This window comes from Bacillus sp. V3-13 (assembly GCF_002860165.1).
GTDB lineage: Bacteria > Bacillota > Bacilli > Bacillales > Cytobacillaceae > Bacillus_BJ.
The window spans coordinates 20,777-38,109 of sequence record NZ_PGUZ01000053.1 but is presented as its reverse complement, the minus strand read 5'-3'; the positions used below and the strand labels follow the sequence as shown (position 1 = coordinate 38,109).

Sequence of the window (17,333 nt, the reverse complement as noted above, 5' to 3'; positions counted from 1 at the left end):
GTCGTTTTCATTTATTTATGCAAGTAGTACACGATCGATTCGTAAGGGCGCAATCGCACCTTGGCGAATGAACTTGGTGAGTCAGGATAGTTTGAAAGCAATACCTGCGCGTTATATCCCTCTGTATCCACATTATCGGGCAGAATAAATTCCGTTTCTTTGCCGTAAAAATTATTGACAACAAGAAGCTTTTCGTTGTCACCATTTCTGACATAAGCAAAAATATCGGGATGCTCTTCAAGAAGCAATTGATAATCACCATACGTGATAATATCATACTCTTTGCGGAGCTTGACCAACTCTTTATAATGGTAGAACACCGAATCTTCATCTTTTAAAGCATTCTCAACATTTATTTCTTTATAGTTGGCAGCGACATTGATCCAAGGTGTGCTGCTCGTAAAGCCTGCATGTTTTTCGTCATTCCACTGGACAGGCGTTCTTGAGTTATCTCTCGATTTGCTTTTCAAAATTTCAATAATCTCTTCAGCCGGCATACCTTCCTTTCGCTTCATATCGTAAATATTAAGCGATTCGACATCGCGATACTCATCGATGGAGTCAAATTTAGGATTGGTCATGCCGATTTCTTCTCCCTGATAAATATATGGAGTTCCCTGCATCATATGGATGGTTGTTGCGAGCATTTTTGCCGATTCACGGCGAAATTCTCCATCGTCTCCATAGCGGGATACAATGCGTGGCTGATCATGGTTGCACCAAAATAACGCGTTCCAGCCTCCGCCTTTGTGCATTTCCAACTGCCAGGTCGATAAAATTCTTTTTAACGAAAGAAAGTCAAAATCGGCAAGTGCCCATTTTTCTCCGTTTGGATAATCCACTTTTAAATGGTGGAAATTAAAGGTCATGCTCAGCTCGTTCCGGTCCGGGTTCGAATACTTTATACAATTCTCAATCGTTGTCGAAGACATCTCACCGACAGTCATGCTGTCATATTTCGAGAAGACCTCACGGTTCATTTCATGGATAAACTCGTGGACTCTTGGACCGTCTGTGTAAAATTTCCGGCCATCCCCGGGAGGAATTGATCCGTCATCATCAGGGAAATGCTGATTCTTCGAGATCAAGTTGATCACGTCGAGGCGGAAGCCATCGACTCCCTTTTCAAACCAGAATTTCATCATCTCATAAAGTTCTTTACGGAGCGTTTCATTTTCCCAATTTAAATCCGCCTGGGTCACATCAAATAGGTGCAGATAATACTGGCCTGTTTTTTCATCAAACTCCCATGCACTTCCGCCAAACTTTGATTCCCAATTTGTCGGCGCACTTCCATCCGGTTTTCCGTCTTTCCAAATATAAAAATCACGGTAGCGGTTGTCCTTTGATTTCGAAGCCTCCTGGAACCAGCGATGTTCTGTTGAAGTATGGTTAACGACAATATCCATAATCATTTTAATGCCGCGTTTGTGCGCTTCTGCGAGCAAGCGGTCAAAGTCTTCCATTGTGCCATATTCTTCATGGATTTTATAATAATCGCTTATATCATAGCCGTTATCTTTTTGCGGTGATTGATAGATTGGCGTAAGCCAAATGACATCAACACCCAATTCTTTTAAATAATCGAGCTTCGCTGTGATACCCGGCACATCACCGACGCCGTTTCCGGTTGTATCATAGAAGCTTTTCGGATAAATTTGATAAACGACTGCTTTTTTCCACCAAGGTTGGTTTTGCATGATCACACCTGCTATTCTTTAATGTTTTTGCTGTTGGATTTTGAAACTTCTCATTGCTTTCCCTGATCATCAGGAAATATGGATACCATGGAATGTTTAGATTCCATGGCATAATATGGCCTGATTAAGCTTTTTTTAATCTTGAAAATACAATTGTCAGAACAAACGGGACAATTAATACGATAAGCATTCCGATAAAGAACACACTCCAATACTCTGCCATGATTGAAAAGATCCCCGGCAAACCACCAACACCGATTGATGCAGCCTGGACAGCATTTATCGCAAGCAGGACCCCTGCGATCGCTGAGCCGATTATCGCAGCAAAAAACGGATATCGAAAGCGAAGGTTTACCCCGAACATGGCGGGTTCGGTAATCCCGAGCCATGCTGAAATAGATGAGGTTAACGCCAATCCTTTCAGCTTGTCGTTTTTCCGGTGAATGACCATCATCGCAAAAGCTGCTGCCCCCTGGGCAATGTTTGACAAGGCTACCATCGGCCACAGGAATGTTCCGCCGATCGTACCAATCAACTGAAGGTCAACCGCCAGGAATGTATGGTGCATGCCTGTGATAACAAGCGGCGCATACAGCCCGCCGTAAATCAAGCCGCCAAGCGCAGGTGCCACATCAAAAATGGCGACGACTCCATCAGTTATCAGGTTTCCAATATAAAAAGTGATCGGGCCAATCGCGATAAAGGAAAGAAAGCCAGTTACCAGTAATGCAATCGGCGCAACTGTTAACAGTTGAAATCCATCAGGGATGCGCTTTCGTAAAAATATTTCAATTCTGGCCAGCACGTAAGAAGCGACTAAAACCGGCAAAACCTGGCCCTGGTAGCCGACTTGTTGCACTTCGAGACCAAACAAGTTCCAGGTTGGAACCTCATCGGCTGCGCCATACCCCCAGGCATTTAATAAATCAGGGTGTACGAGCATTAAACCGAGAACAATCCCGAGTAACGGGCTTCCACCAAAGCGGTTGACAGCACTCCAGCCAATTAAACCCGGCAAAAATACGAATGCGGTATTGGCGATCAGGTTAATCATGCCAGCCAGGTCAGCCCAGTTTTCATAAACATCAACGAAAGACTGGTCATCAAAAAATATATCCGGGGCTGTCATAATATTGTTGATCCCCATCAATAAACCGGCAGTCACAATCGCTGGCAGAATCGGAATAAAGATATCCGCAAGTGTTTTGATTGCTTTTTGCAAAGGATTAAGCTTTTCTGCAGCGGCTGTTTTTATTTCTTCCTTCGAAGCGCGGCCGATTCCAGTGATGTCTACCATTTCGTTGTATACTTTATCAACTGTTCCCTGGCCAATGACAACCTGGAATTGCCCATTTGCCGAAAAAGAACCTTTAACCAGATCAATATCTTCAAGTTTTTCTTTATCTACTTTATCCTCATCCTTTAAAGCAAACCGGAGCCGGGTTACACAATGTGTGGCGGCGGCAATATTGTCTTTTCCGCCAACGGCCTCGACGATCTGTTCGGCAGATTTCCTGTTATCGCTCATTTATCTTTCCTCCTGTGATGATTTTACAAAGGTGAAATAGAAAACTGCTTTTTCCTTACTGTATTATTTGTTAAAAGGTCCAGTTATATCCTGTCACTAGGTAAGCAGTAATTTGGAACAAATCCAAACTTGTATATACATGTCTGTTGACGCTTTCATTTTACATCTATCTATCAGGCGGGTCAATAAATAAGTCTTATATCTTTTAATTTTGAAACTTTAAGCAATTAAAAAGAAACAACTCTATTTCAGCAAGAACCTGGACGAAGCTGCGACACCCGGGCATTGGCCGCTTTGTGGTACAATTTTATAAAGAAGCAGTCACTGCGACCTAAAAATCAATAGGTTTATGTTCGAGCAATTGCAGGAAAATAGATAGTAAAAAAAATGATAAAGTGAGGAATCGGTATGCCAACAGACGAAAAGGTGGAAAAAGAACTTCAAAAATATGAATCAAAGGCTGGCGGGTATGCCAAGGATCCCGCTAAAGCTCGAAATTTGCTCAAAGAGGCAATGAATAAAGCCAATCGGAGTAAAGGGGCGCTTGCTGAAACATGGGACAAGCTGCAGCTGTTTTTTGACATGATCCGAATGTGGATAAAGGGGGAATATCGTCTCCCAACCCGCTCGCTTATTACTATTTTGGCGGTAATTATTTACTTTGTTTCGCCGATCGATATTATTCCGGACTTTATTATTGGCCTTGGCCTTGTCGATGATGCAGCGGTCATCGCTTATGCTTTCAAACAAATATCCGCTGATTTAGAAAAATTTAAAGCATGGAAAGCTGCACAAACCCATGTCTTTGTCGATCCAAACAAGCCCGGCAGCATAAAGCAATAACCAATAAATAAAGGCCATGACAAAATCCGTCAGGGCCTTTATTATTACTGTTGAATTTTGATGGGAGGGCTACTCAATAAAGCTTATCGGTATTGATTTCTCCTAAAGAAACCGCCAAAACCCCATGTGTTACATGAGATTTATTTTATGCGGTATAAAAGTTTATCAGTTACCCCTTCGAGCCGGAACTGATATTAGATCCTTCAATAAAATATCGCTGAAAGAAGAAGAATAAGAGAACGACCGGCAGCAAGACCATGACTGACATCGACATTAAGTAATGCCATTGGATTTGCACGGTTCCTTTAAAGGTTTGCAGTCCAATTTGCAATGTGTATAAGCTTTCGTCATTTATATAAAGCAGCGGTCCGAGCAAATCGTTCCATGCGCCATTGAATGCCAGAATCGCTACGGCCACCAGAGCTGGTTTGGTCAGCGGCAAAGCGATATTCCACCAAATGTGGAAATGGTTAGCCCCGTCAAGCACGGCGGCTTCTATCAGCTCATTTGGAATTGACATCATAAACTGGCGCAGCAAAAAGATAAAAAAGGCACTGCCTAAAAAGGCAGGAACGATTAAAGGCAAGTACGTATTTAACCAGCCCAAGTTTGAAAACAAAATATACTGAGGAACCATCGTGACGAATCCGGGGATCAGCATCGTTGAGAGAACGATGACGAAAAGGACATTTCTTCCCTTAAAACGAATTTTTGCAAAAGAATAAGCGACCAGCGAATTGACCAACACGCTTCCCAACGTCACACATACAGCAATAAACAGTGTATTTAAAGCCCAGCGCGTAAAAGGAGCTGTTTTCCATGCCTCAATGTAATTTGAGAAGCGGAACTCGCTCGGGAAAAAGGACGGCGGGTATTGGGCGATCTCTTGCGGCGACTTCAATGAAGTCGAAATCATCCACCATAAAGGTGAAAGAATCACAACACTTCCGGCTATTAATAATAACATGACGATATAGTTTTTAAGCTTTGTTTTAAACTTTTTCGACTCATAAAATTTTGGCGCAGAAACCGGGGCAGTCTTCATTTGTTATCTCCCCCTTCATAATGAACCCATCGTTTTCCAAGCTTCAAATTAACAAACGTTAACACCATGACAATGATAAACAGAAGCCAGGCCATTGCCGAAGCGTATCCCATATCGAAAATTTCAAAAGCATTATTCCACATATGAAGATTATAAAAGAGCAGTGAATTTGCCGGCCCGCCATCGCCGTTTTTCGACATGACATAGGCTTCCTGGAACACCTGGAATGACCCAATCGTGCTTGTAATGACGTCAAAGAAAATAATCGGTGATATCATTGGCAAAGTAATGTAGAAAAACTTTTGGAAGGAACTCGCCCCATCGAGTTCAGCCGCTTCATACAAGCTTCCCGATACACCTTGAAGGCTCGCTAAATAAAGCAGCATTCCGCCGCCGACACTCCACATCTTCATTAACAACAGGGCGGGCTTTGTCCATTCAGGGTCAAACAGCCAGGCCGGTCCTTCAATACCAAACCAGCCGAGAAAAGTATTGACCAATCCTGTTGACGGGCTGAGCAGCTGCATCCATAAAAAATAAACAGCGACGCCTGAAAGAATCGCAGGCAAGTAATAAATTGTGCGGAAAACTTTCATTCCTTTTACCTTCTGATTTAAAAGGACAGCAAGCAGGATCGCCCCGATCGTCGTTAAAGGTACCGAGAATAACACGTAATAAAGCGTGTTCCATAAAGAAGTCATAAATAGATCATCGATTGTAAACATGCGTTTATAATTCTCAAGGCCGATAAAATTCATCTTCGAAGTGATATTATAGTCTGTAAAGCTCGTATATAAAGAAAAGAGAAGCGGTCCCAACAGTAATCCAATAAAGCCGACCATCCAGGGGCTTATAAATAAATAGCCGAACAGATTCTCTCTCATCCTTTTCGATAAACGCCTCGGAGCTTGCGTTTGAATGGCTGTTTCTTCACGTTGTTTTGTTCGTTTTTGGACAATGCTTGTTCCAGTTTCCGTATAAGCAGAAGAATCATATGATTTCAAACTCCTCACCCCTCTATTTTTTTAAGGAAAGAGAGAAGGCGATTTATCCTTCTCTCTTTCACGCACTTATTATTTTTTTATACTTTCAACATCTTTTTCAGCCTTTTCCAATCCTTTTTCAGGAGAGATTTTTCCTCTCATGATATTATCAATCACCGGATTGATGCGGTCATGATATTCAGGATATTCAACTGGGACAGGACCCATTTTTGTTTCCTCGAGATTTCTTACTGTCGCTTCATATACCTCTTTGTCCTTGCCCTGCAATTCGTTCATTGTTGCTTCTGCCGCTTCAATATTGGCAGCATTATCAAAGTTTTCCATTGCCCAATATTTTTGCGCTTCTGGTCCAGTCAAATATTTAATAAATTCAACTGCTTCTTCCGGACTGTCAGAACCTTTTGGAACTTCCGCGACGAATCCGCCGCCTTCAGACCAATGACCCGATCCTTCAGTAAACGACGGAATCGGGGCCACACCAAAGTCGAGGTGCTGGCCATAATCGCGGATCTGGGTATAGAACGTGCCGACGTCGGTCCACATCGCTACCTTTTCTGCAATGAACGGATTTGACTGTTCACTGCCAAATTCAGCCTTGAAAGCTTGCACATTTTTCGCACCGATGCGGTCCTGCCATTTAAGCAGCCATTCTAATGCTTCAACTTTTTTCGGTGTATTAATCTTTAGTTCACCATCTTCGATATAACCTGTGCCATTATCGGCGTTCATCATCCAGGCTGAAGCATTCGGGTTATCCCAGAGAGGGTAAAAGCCGATTCTTTCATAAGTTTCTCCGTTCTTCTTGTCAAGCTTGATTGCATATTCTTCAAGCTCGGCCCAAGTTTGCGGTGGCTTATTAGGATCCAGCCCTGCTTCCTGAAAAGCTTTTTTATTATAAAACAACATCCTGGTATCTGTATTAAACGGAACTGCGTAAGTTTTATTTTCATAAACGACAGTTTCCCATAAATGCGGGTAAAATTGATTCTTAAACGAATCATCCAAGTATTTGCTTATATCTTCAACCTGTCCGTTTTTAGCTCGCTGGCTGACATTGTTAATATCATTAATAATGACATCTGCAGGATTTCCCGCTGCAACGGAAGCGAGGTTTTTTGTCCAAATATCTCCCCATGGAAGATAAGTATGTTTAACCACAATTTTATCTTGAGAGTTGTTGAAGTCCTCAATAATCTTTTCGATTATCGGCCTTCTTGTTTCAGATCCCCAAAAAGTCCAAAAATCGACAACCACTTTGCCGTCTTCCGTTTTTTCGGCTTCAGCGCTGTTTCCCCCGGAGCAGCCGGCAAGGGACCCCAGTATTAAAAACACAGCTAGAATTAACAGCATTCGCTTCCTCATTCTTATCCCCCCAGGTGTAGATTTTTAAATTGCACATACAATAGATACCCGCTTGTTCTTCTCTTAAACTTCATAAGGTGAAGTTTTTTGCGAAAAATGTAAATTTTTGGGGGAATAAAGCTCGAATTCAGCTGCCATCAAAACGATTCTTTTTTAAGGCAAGAAGCTGTTTGTACTCATGATCAAGCGCGCTTATCAAAATTTGACTTTCGTTTCTTTTTGTTTTTCAATTCCTTCATAAAAAAGGATGATTGCTGGCGCGCAATCACCCTAACAGCGATTAAAATTTAAAACAAGCCGCCCCTACAATGATCAGCAGGATAAACAGCACGACGATTAATGCAAAACCGCCGTAATATCCTCCGGGATAACCGTAGCCGCAGCCATAACCATAGCCGTAGCCGTACATCATAAAACCTCCTTTATAATAGGAAATTTATTAAAATCCTCCGTAACCCCACGATGCTCCAATGATAATTAACAGGATAAACAAAACAACCAGCAGCGCAAAACCGCCGCCATATCCATAGTCACCTGACATATCAATAACCTCCTTTTTCGAATTTCATTATATCTTATTCAACTTATGGTATAAGTGTTTATAGGCTTCCGATAAATTTTGGGGATATACTCCTTAACAGCAGACAGAACGCAGGTTTCAAGGCAGCTGTCATTGTAAAAATAGGCAGGTAACCATGAAAACAAACAAGCCTGTTCCATGCATCTGGAACAGGCTGAATCCTGCTTATTTCATTTTAAACTTGGCCAATATCGACTCCATACTGCCTGCCATTTCGGTAAGCTTGCCCACAGCCTGGTTAATGTCGTTAATTGCCTCCAACTGCTTCTCGGCGGATGCCGCTGCTTCAACTGTACCGGCTGAAGATTGCTTGGCAACTGCTGCCATCTCCTGGACGGAAGCTGCCACTTCTTCCGATCCGGCAGAAATCTCTTCACTTGTCGCCGAGATATCCTCAATTTGATAAATCATCTCCGCCATCGCCGCCAATATTTCTGTAAATTTCGCTTTTGTCTCGCCGGTAATCTGAATTCCTTCTTGAACCTGACTTCTTACCTCGTTCATGGCTGCTACAGAACTTTCCGTTTCCTTCTGTACTTCAACAACGATATCACTGATTTGCTTTGCCGAGGAATTGGTTTGTTCGGCAAGCTTTTTAACTTCTCCTGCCACGACAGCAAAGCCTTTTCCTGACTCGCCTGCACGCGCCGCTTCAATCGCAGCATTCAGAGCAAGGAGGTTCGTCTGTTCGGCAATCGCCGAAATCATTCCGACAATTTCACCAATTTCAAGGGAACGCATGCTTAAATTTTGTACCTTTGAATCAGTCGTATCCACAGATATATGAATTTCATCCATTTGTTGTACCGTTTTTTCAACAAAGGCCGATCCTTCTTCTGCTTTCGCTACAGTTTCATTTGTAAGCTCTGAAAGCAGCGATGCGTTTTCTGCAATTTTCGTAATTCCGATACTTGTTTCTTCTACAGAAACAGCACTTTCCTGCGACATGCTCATCTGGTGCTCTGCCCCTGCCGCCACTTCTTTCATTCTGGCAGCAAGATTCGATGTAAGCTGGAACGATTCCTCTGCGGTTGCCGAAAGCTGCTGGGAGGATGCTGCCACCTGACTTGAACTGTCGGAAAGATGGTTGATGAGATTTTTCAAATTATCAGCCATTTGCTTAAAGGCTGTGTTCAGTTGACCGATTTCATCATTGGACCTGCTGTTTTCAATTTCAACTGTTAAATCGCCACCCGCAATCCTTCTTGCGCTATCGGCGAGACTTTTCAATGGCGACGCTATTTTCTTCGTAAACACGAACGTCAATAACCCGGTTAAAACCAGCAAAAATATGCTGCCAATCAGTGAACTCGTAATAATAAACGAAATTTGATCCTTAATTAACTTCTGGTTGGCATCATAGCCCTCATTGATCTGTTTATTAAATAAATAAACATCGTTGGCAACTCCCTTTGTGCGAAAGGACTGCCTTTTCGCTTCCGTAACATCCCCTTTTTCGAGTGCCAAAACAGATGCATCTTCCAATTTCGAGAACTTTTCATCCACCTTTGCCAGCTGTTTTAATTCTGTTTTGTCACTAATATTTTTCCCAAGCTGCTCCTTTATCTCTTTCACAGCTGCAAAAGCAGCCTTCACATTATGAGCATTTCCTGCTGTTGGAGAACCGGAATAGGTGGCCAAAGCTTGCTCGGCAGATAAAATCGAAGCATTAAGTTTTTGAGCATCTACCAGGTTTTGAACGTCGTTTTGATTGGATGATTGGATTTGTGTCATTTGATAGATAATAAATCCGATCATGATGACCGCAATTGCCAGCGGAATTAACGAATTTGACAAAAGTTTCGTTCTAAGATTCATAGCGGGTACCCTTCCTTTCTCTCTAGTAGTCAGTGTTGACTTTTATCGCTCCGGATTGGATTTCCTCGATCTTTTCAGCGAGCCTGTTTTGCTCATCCTCCGTTAACTCCAGGACGCGGATATCAGCGAGACCGACACCATCCTCTTTTAAGCCAAGCTCAATGTGTTTTTCAGGGATTTTTCCGGTTTCTTTATACGTTTTAATAACGGAGAAAATCGCATTGTCAATTTTTTTCACCATCGAAGTGACAACCGATTTTTCCGCGAGAAAGTATTGGTCAGAGTCGACACCAAATGAATAAATCCCATTGCTTTCTGCCTCTTTCAGAGCACCCATGCCGGTTAGGCCGGCCGCCGGATAAATGAAATCCGCCCCTTTTGCAATCATTCCTTGTGCGATTGTTGCACCAAGCCCGGGTTTACCGAAGTCTCCGGCATACTCATTGACGATTTGCACATCAGGATTAGCGTCTTTTGCACCCTGGGCAAAACCGGCGGCGAATTTCCGGATCAGCGGGACATCCACCCCTCCGATAAAGCCGACAACATTTGAATTTGTTTTCATTCCGGCAAGATAGCCGATTAAATAGCTGCCCTCTTGTTCCTTAAAGATAACAGAATAAACATTATCCACCTCTGATGCAGAATCGACGATCAAAAAGTCGGTATCCGGATATTCCTTTGCTACCGTTTCCAATGCTTCCTGAACCATAAAGCCCAGTCCAATGACAATTTCATTGCCTTCATCGGCCAGCTCTCTCAAACCCGTTTCATAATCGCCGGTCTCGGAAATTTCTCTATAGTCAAAAACAATACCGAGCTCATCTCTCGCTTTTTCCAATCCCATAAACCCGGCATCACTGAATGATTGGTCACCAAGGCCAACATCGGAAAGCATAATTCCGATTTTCAGCTCCTTACCGCTTTTATTCTCCTCGGTATTAGCTGATGGCGTACAAGCGGTGATGACGAATAAACTTATTACAAGCAAAATTCTGAAAAAGACTTTCATTTATTTTCCTCCTGATGAAAAAACCTGATATTTATGCAAACATAGTCTTTATATCGTACTCAGTTTAATTTTTTCCATATAAAAGAAAAAGGTTATAAAACTCAAAATTTTGCCAATTTTCTATTTGTGAATGTTGAATTGTGGGGTGAAAAGTAATTATACCCTCGTGACTAAAGGCATATAGAAAAGGACCGCATTCAAATGTGCGGTCCCACTTCTATGCAAATCAACAAATTCCGGCTTTTTCTTTAAAGCTGTCAAGCAAATATTCGCAGGCGTCCTTATCCGATTTAACCGGCAGGGTAAAGGGACGTTCGTATTCTTCCGGTCCTTTGCCGGTTATGAATACCCATTCGCCTTTCTCTGCGGTGCTCCAGGCCTTTTGGATCGCAAGCGTCCTGTCTGGAAGGACTTCACCCTTGCCGTTTCCGTACAGCATGTTTAAATGGATCAGCTCCTGTTCCATTTTGTCTTCTTCTACTCCGTTTAAGTCGTCAAAGGTCATAATAAAGCGGTCGCTCAGCTTAACGGAGGCGGCAATCATGCTTTCCCTTTTTGTCCGGTCCCTTGCTCCCCTGAACCCATAAATGTGGGTAATTTTTGTTGCACCATGCTGCCTTGCTGCCTGCAGGCAATACTCAATGGCATCATCCGTATGGGCATAATCAATGATGAACTTCGCCCCTTCCGGATGTTCAACCACTTCAAATCTTCCTGGTACTCCTTTAAACGATTCCAACGCTGCAAAAATGGTCTCGGGATCAATGCCGATATCAGAGGCCGCCAAAAAAGCGATCGCTGCATTATGGACGTTGTGGAGCCCTGGAAACTGCAGTGAGACTCCGTATTTTTCTCCTTGATAATCCAGGGTAAACCGCGTTTGTCCATTAAGGCGGATATTTTCAATCCGCAAATAATCGCGATGGCTGTTGCCGAGCGTGATAACCGGGATATCATCCGTTTTTAACAGGCCCGCAAGCTTGTCTCCCCATTCATTGAGACGGTTAATAACAGCTTTGCCGTCTTCCTTTAAGTGACTAAACATCGAACATTTACTCAAAAAGTAATCATTCATATTTTGATGGTAGTCGAGATGATCATGTCCTAAATTTGTAAACACACCATAGTCTATCTCCAACCCTTCTACCCTGTGTTGGGAAAGGGCGTGTGACGATATTTCAAGAACGACAAACTCATCATTGCTTAACGACAAAAGCCTTTGAAGCTGAAGTGAATCAGGAGTTGTATTGGTCGGCTTATACTGTTCATTATTGATGATATATGAAACGGTTCCAAGCATGGAACAAGTCCGGCCTGCCGTCTCAAGAATATGCCTCAGCATATAAGCTACGGTTGTTTTTCCATTCGTACCGGTAATGCCGATAACTTTGTGTTTATGGGAAGGCATACCGTAGAAAAAACTGGATAACTTTCCTAAAGCCTTTCGGCTGTCAATCACTTGAAAATAAGGTACCGCTGTTTTCAAATCCTTCTCCCCGATGACCGCTACGGCTCCCCTGTTTACCGCTTCATCGATAAAGCTATGGCCATCGGAAGCGTATCCTGCTATCGCTATAAAAACATCCCCTGGTCTTACTTGTCTGGAATCCATTTCAATACCGAATACCTCGGCGTCGCGAAAATTCATGTCGGAGACGCAGGCCCGGCCATAAAGATGCTGAAGCAGCTGTGACAATCTCATAATTTTAACTCCCTTGCTTGCCCTAATTATGTTGAATTTTGTCTATATGTGCAGAGTTGTTCTTCTTTTTTATTCCCTGTCTGCTGAAAACTATGCCGAAATTTGTACTTCAATACTTTTTTACTAAGAGCCCTATGTAATTCGTATCACGGAACGTTCTGATTAAAAATGCGTCTAATGCTTGCATACCTGGAGTTAAGGATGATTGTCATAATCCAGGGCCCGGTGTTTCACCATCTAATAAAACTTTTTTGGAAATTATCATGTCTAAACAGAAGAAGAGCATGATAAATCGGAAATCCTTTCCAATTTATCATGCTCTTCCATTTTTCATGTTCGCTGTCAAACGGCAAATTGCTGTAAATATTTAAAGTTTAAACGGCTGTGCTGCTCCAGCAAATAAGCGGACCGCTCTGCTCCGTCCCTGCGGCGCGTGTTTAAGGCATTAATCATCCCAGCTTCCGTCGCAACTCCAATTCCATGCCCGTAATACCTGCCTTTTCCTAAATAAACTGCATTCTCCCCCATCCAGATCGGCTCCCGGTAATCTGGATTATAAAAGTACACGATATCTCCGGGGATAAAATTTTTGCCGGGACGGGTAGTAATTCCAAGGTCCCAGTCATAATTCCAGTCCCACACAAGCAAGTTGGCAAACAAATAATTAAAAGCCCTTAAATTAATCGATTCGATCAAGGCTTTGTAAAAAATAATCACGATCGCGGTTGAACATTCAAATCCATAAATGCGGCCATTGTTAAAAATATCGTTAATGGCGTCGGAAGGCAAAACACCCGGCCGCAACCGGTAGCCTCTACTCGTCCATAACCAAAAATCCGGATTGAATCGGGATTTTTTAAAAGAGGAAAACACAACGCCGCTTCTGTTCAGGCTATACGAAGCACGGACAATCTGTTCCCTGGCCTTTATTTCAAAGAGAAGTTGATCGATTGTATCATATACATAGAGATCCTCGCTGTTCTTCATTTCATCATAAATATCTCGTTGTAAATCTTTAAGACCGTAACCATCTGGACCGGGATACGCCAGTGAGCGAATTCTAATCAATTTTCGTCGTTCCCTCCTTTTTCAATACTATATGCACCCGCAAAATCAATGGCATACAATTTATTGAAAACGAAGCGGACTTCATTTGGAAAACGATGAATTGGCCAGAAGAAAAAGACTTAGATTTTTTTCTAAGTCTCAGCGTACAATCTGCTTATTGCTTCTTAACTTTAGTTTTTGCTTTTTCAGGAAAGTTTTGAAAAAACTTTTTGATGCTTGAGAAATCTTCATACAAAAAGAGCAGGATGTCGCCGCGTTTTGATATGTCCCAAGCTCCATAAAATGCTTCAAGCTCATCTCTGATAATAGAGGTTTGGTCCAAAGACATTCCTTCACGAAGCGCTGTTGCTTGAATGATATTGGCTGCCTCATATGGAGTTCTGCCCCGTAAATCGCCATCCTCCTTGATCACTAAAATGTCGGAATGCCGGGCAGCGGCTTTTGCAAGGCCAACGATCTCAGCATCAATCCGGTCACCTGGTGCCGAGAGGACTGTTATCAGCCTGTTTCTTTTAAAGGAATGAATAGTATCGTATATCGCACGTAAACCTGCCACATTATGCGCATAGTCAACAATGATCAATCTGTCCCGCTTGCTGATTTTATTAAAACGGCCTTTCGATTGATCAAAATCAGGGAGAAACGTTAAAGATTTTTCTTTTAGCTCCTCCATGGGAATTCCTTGTGAAAACGCGGCTGCCAGTGCCTGAAGGAGATTGGCGATATTATGCTTCGCTGTTCCATTGATCGTAATCGGAATATCTGAGACAGGAAGAAATTTTGTTTTTCTCCCTTCAGCAGCATATATAATCATTCCTCCGCTATCAACATACCAAACGGGGCGTCCGTTCCTCATTCTGGCTTGAACATGTTTATTTAATGCCGTTACAGATGTATAAATGACTGTGCCTGACGTGTATTTTGCCATTGAAGCTACATGGGGGTCATCTGCATTTAAAATGCAAGCCCCGCCCTTGATGACCACTTCCGGAATCAGCCTTTTTAATTTTACAAGCTGGTCAAAGGTTTCGATGCCATCATGGCCGAGATGGTCTTCACTGACGTTCGTGACGATCCCGACATCACAATGCCGAAAAGCAAGCCCTTCCCGGAGGATTCCGCCTCGTGCTGTTTCAAGGACAGCCGCATCGACTTGCGGATGGTGCAATATCTTTCTTGCGCTGATCGGGCCGCTGCAATCCCCTTCCTCCACACATTGGCTGCCAATAAAAACACCATCTGAATTGGACATGCCAACTGTTACAGTGCTGCTCTCCAGAAAGTGCTTTACGAGTCTTGCCGCAGTCGTTTTTCCATTTGTTCCGGTAATCGCAATGACTGGAATCGCGGCCTCTTCCCTTGTTTTAAACAAATAGCGGACGATTTCTTTGCCGACATCGCGTTTCTTGCCCTTGCTTGGAAAATGGTGCATTCTGATGCCCGGTGCCGCATTGACTTCAACGACAGCGAGTTCGCCTGGTTTAAACGGTTTAGCGATATTTTTGCAAATCAGGTCAATACCGGCGATATCCAGTCCCAACGCTTTCGCAGATGTCAGCGCCAATTCTTTTATCGCCGGATCGACTTCGTCCGTTACATCGATTGCTTGTCCGCCCGTCGAAAGATTGGCATTGCCGACAACCTGAACCACCTGCCCTTTTTCAGGGACAGAGTTAAGGGTTAAATCAAATTTTTCCAAATAGCAGGTTACGGTATAGTTCAGCGGTATTTTTGACATAGGCTTCTCATGGTCATCACCGCGGTTTGGGTTGCGATTTTCGAGCTCAATTAACGTTCTGATTGAATCCTTTCCGTTTCCAATAACGAACGGAGGGGTGCGCAGGCTCGCTGCCACTAATTTATCGTTTATAACCAGCAACCTGTAATCATTTCCATCATAGTAACGTTCGATAATGAACTCCTTCTCATGCTTATCCAGGCAGTTTACAACATTAAAAAGTTCATCCTTATTTTTGATATTGGTGATCACGCCTTGTCCCTGTCTTCCTTTTAACGGCTTAATGACAAGCGGAAATCCAAGCCGGTCTGCAGCTTGAAAAATTTCCGTAAAAGTTGAAACAACCTCGCCCTCCGGAACTGGTATCCCGCAGCTGGAAAGAATCAACTTTGTCATTTGTTTATCACATGCATTTTCGACAGCCAATAACGACGTTTGGCTTGTAATCGTTGCCTGGACAAATTTCTGCTTTGAACCGGTTCCCAAGCGCAGCAAACTTTCAGTACCGACTCGTTCAACCGGAATTCCGGCCTCTTCAGCAGCAAGAAAGATCGCTTCCGTACTTGGTCCGAGTTTATTTTGATAATAAAGCCGCGAAATTTCGGAAACATAAGGTTCTATGCTGATCTCCCCATATCCCGCCAGAATATGTTCGATAATCTCGACAGCAGCTCTAAACGCGAATTCTCCTGACTTGGGCTCTTTATAATCATAGGTGACGAAATAAATCCCTTTTTTATCACTCGTAATCGTTTTACCCCGTTTTACGGCGATACCCGCCATTGACTGCAGTTCTATTGCCATATGTTCGAGAACATGTCCCATCCATGTTCCTTCTTCCAGGCGTTCAACAAACCCGCCTTTATAACCTAGTGAGCAAGTATGGTTTCTTAAAGTTGGCATAATGGCAAGAAGAGAAGCATTAAAACCGGGAATCAGATGTGAAGGCTGTGATTCCAGTTCTTCAAGGTCCAGTTCGATCCACATAGTAGGCCGGGTGCTGAAGTAATTTGGCCCTTTAAGGTATCTCACTCGGTTAATTTTCATTCTTGACTATCCTCTTTTCTGTTGATTAATTTTCGGGATGAAAGATCGAAGCTGAAACCATCTGTTAACGTATGGAGCTTAAAATCTGTTATTGTCAGCTCTTCTCCGCCGTTGTCGGATTTTACGACATCAATTAAATGGCCTTCCTTCCCGTCAATCACAAACACCTGATGTTCACCAAACACTTTAAACACACTGCCCTTTATTAAAATGGCCGTATTTTCATCAATCCCGATACCGACCAAATCCGGGTTTTCTGCAATTGCTCCAAGAAGCCGGCCGAATCTTGCCCGCTGCGAAAAATGTTGGTCGATGATGAAGTTTTCAAGAAAGCCAAAGCCCTTGCCCATTTCTATTTTTAATCCTTTATCATTTTCTTTTGTTTTAGCCGAGGCAATCATATCGCTGCCCATAATCGATGCTCCTGCACTTGTGCCTGCCAGCACCATTCCGCGCTGCCGGGCTTCTTTAAGCGCATCGAAAAGCTTTGTGCCTGCAATAAATTGTGTTAACCGGTTTTGGTTTCCTCCCGTTATAAACAGTGCAGAAAGCCCGGACACGATTGCGGCCATTTCATCGCTATCAGCCTTTTGGCGTGAATCAACATCAAGAACCTTAATATCATGAATGCCCAAATTGTTAAATGCTTTTATATAGTCGGCACTTACCTCTTCCGGGATTTCCGACGCTGTCGGTAAAATGCCGATTGCCCCTCTGCGTTTTCCGGCGAGCTCTGCAAATTTTCTTAAAATCTCTACTCCATTAAATTTTTCTTCATGTCCGCCGATAATCAATAATTCTCCTGGAAACATCATTGACCACCTAACCTAAATTAAGTAAAAGCACTCTGCACGCACGTCCAGGCCACAGAGATTGTTTAAACAAA

The 17,333-nt window shown here is 43.0% G+C and carries 14 protein-coding genes; 1 reads left to right on the top strand and 13 read right to left on the bottom strand.

Annotated features, from left to right (window positions below; translation table 11 throughout):
• Positions 1-11: 11 nt before the first annotated feature.
• Positions 12-1,700 (bottom strand): alpha,alpha-phosphotrehalase, encoded by a 1,689-nt coding sequence (gene treC, locus CU633_RS17585; RefSeq protein WP_101661883.1) that lies wholly within the window; start codon positions 1,698-1,700, stop codon positions 12-14.
• Positions 1,701-1,824: 124 nt separating this feature from the next.
• Positions 1,825-3,228 carry a PTS system trehalose-specific EIIBC component gene (gene treP / locus CU633_RS17580; RefSeq protein WP_101661882.1) on the bottom strand — a complete coding sequence of 468 codons (1,404 nt, stop codon included), beginning with the start codon at positions 3,226-3,228 and terminating at the stop codon, positions 1,825-1,827.
• Between the two features lie 408 nt (positions 3,229-3,636).
• On the opposite strand from treP, the gene CU633_RS17575 reads away from it, so the two are divergent.
• Positions 3,637-4,071 carry a YkvA family protein gene (locus CU633_RS17575; protein ID WP_101661881.1) on the top strand — a complete coding sequence of 145 codons (435 nt, stop codon included), beginning with the start codon at positions 3,637-3,639 and terminating at the stop codon, positions 4,069-4,071.
• Positions 4,072-4,240: 169 nt separating this feature from the next.
• Here the strand turns inward: CU633_RS17575 and CU633_RS17570 are convergent, their stop codons facing one another.
• The 11 genes from CU633_RS17570 to CU633_RS17520 all read right to left on the bottom strand — a co-directional run bounded on the left by CU633_RS17570 (position 4,241) and on the right by CU633_RS17520 (position 17,259).
• Positions 4,241-5,116: a carbohydrate ABC transporter permease gene (locus CU633_RS17570; protein ID WP_101661880.1), complete on the bottom strand. Its 876-nt coding sequence runs from the start codon at positions 5,114-5,116 to the stop codon at positions 4,241-4,243.
• Positions 5,113-6,000: a carbohydrate ABC transporter permease gene (locus CU633_RS17565; protein WP_101661910.1), complete on the bottom strand. Its 888-nt coding sequence runs from the start codon at positions 5,998-6,000 to the stop codon at positions 5,113-5,115. Before CU633_RS17565 ends, CU633_RS17570 begins: the two co-directional genes overlap by 4 nt.
• A 189-nt stretch (positions 6,001-6,189) precedes the next feature.
• Complete coding sequence (locus CU633_RS17560; protein ID WP_101661879.1) at positions 6,190-7,482, bottom strand: ABC transporter substrate-binding protein; 1,293 nt, start codon at positions 7,480-7,482, stop codon at positions 6,190-6,192.
• A gap of 280 nt (positions 7,483-7,762) precedes the next feature.
• Positions 7,763-7,891 (bottom strand): YjcZ family sporulation protein, encoded by a 129-nt coding sequence (locus CU633_RS17555; protein WP_101661878.1) that lies wholly within the window; start codon positions 7,889-7,891, stop codon positions 7,763-7,765.
• 30 nt (positions 7,892-7,921) lie between these two features.
• Complete coding sequence (locus tag CU633_RS17550) at positions 7,922-8,023, bottom strand: YjcZ family sporulation protein (RefSeq protein ID WP_101577837.1); 102 nt, start codon at positions 8,021-8,023, stop codon at positions 7,922-7,924.
• A 204-nt stretch (positions 8,024-8,227) separates the two neighbouring features.
• Positions 8,228-9,880: a methyl-accepting chemotaxis protein gene (locus CU633_RS17545; RefSeq protein ID WP_101661877.1), complete on the bottom strand. Its 1,653-nt coding sequence runs from the start codon at positions 9,878-9,880 to the stop codon at positions 8,228-8,230.
• A gap of 22 nt (positions 9,881-9,902) precedes the next feature.
• A complete protein-coding gene (locus CU633_RS17540) occupies positions 9,903-10,892 on the bottom strand; it encodes a BMP family lipoprotein (protein WP_101661876.1) in 990 nt (329 codons plus the stop codon).
• Positions 10,893-11,118: 226 nt separating this feature from the next.
• Positions 11,119-12,594 carry a UDP-N-acetylmuramoyl-L-alanyl-D-glutamate--2,6-diaminopimelate ligase gene (locus tag CU633_RS17535; RefSeq protein ID WP_101661875.1) on the bottom strand — a complete coding sequence of 492 codons (1,476 nt, stop codon included), beginning with the start codon at positions 12,592-12,594 and terminating at the stop codon, positions 11,119-11,121.
• Between the two features lie 342 nt (positions 12,595-12,936).
• Positions 12,937-13,662, bottom strand: a complete 726-nt coding sequence (locus tag CU633_RS17530; RefSeq protein ID WP_257958978.1) for a protein-glutamine gamma-glutamyltransferase — start codon at positions 13,660-13,662, stop codon at positions 12,937-12,939.
• A gap of 154 nt (positions 13,663-13,816) precedes the next feature.
• Complete coding sequence (gene cphA / locus CU633_RS17525) at positions 13,817-16,447, bottom strand: cyanophycin synthetase (RefSeq protein ID WP_101661874.1); 2,631 nt, start codon at positions 16,445-16,447, stop codon at positions 13,817-13,819.
• Positions 16,444-17,259, bottom strand: a complete 816-nt coding sequence (locus CU633_RS17520; protein WP_101661873.1) for a cyanophycinase — start codon at positions 17,257-17,259, stop codon at positions 16,444-16,446. Before CU633_RS17520 ends, cphA begins: the two co-directional genes overlap by 4 nt.
• Between the last annotated feature and the right edge of the window lie 74 nt (positions 17,260-17,333).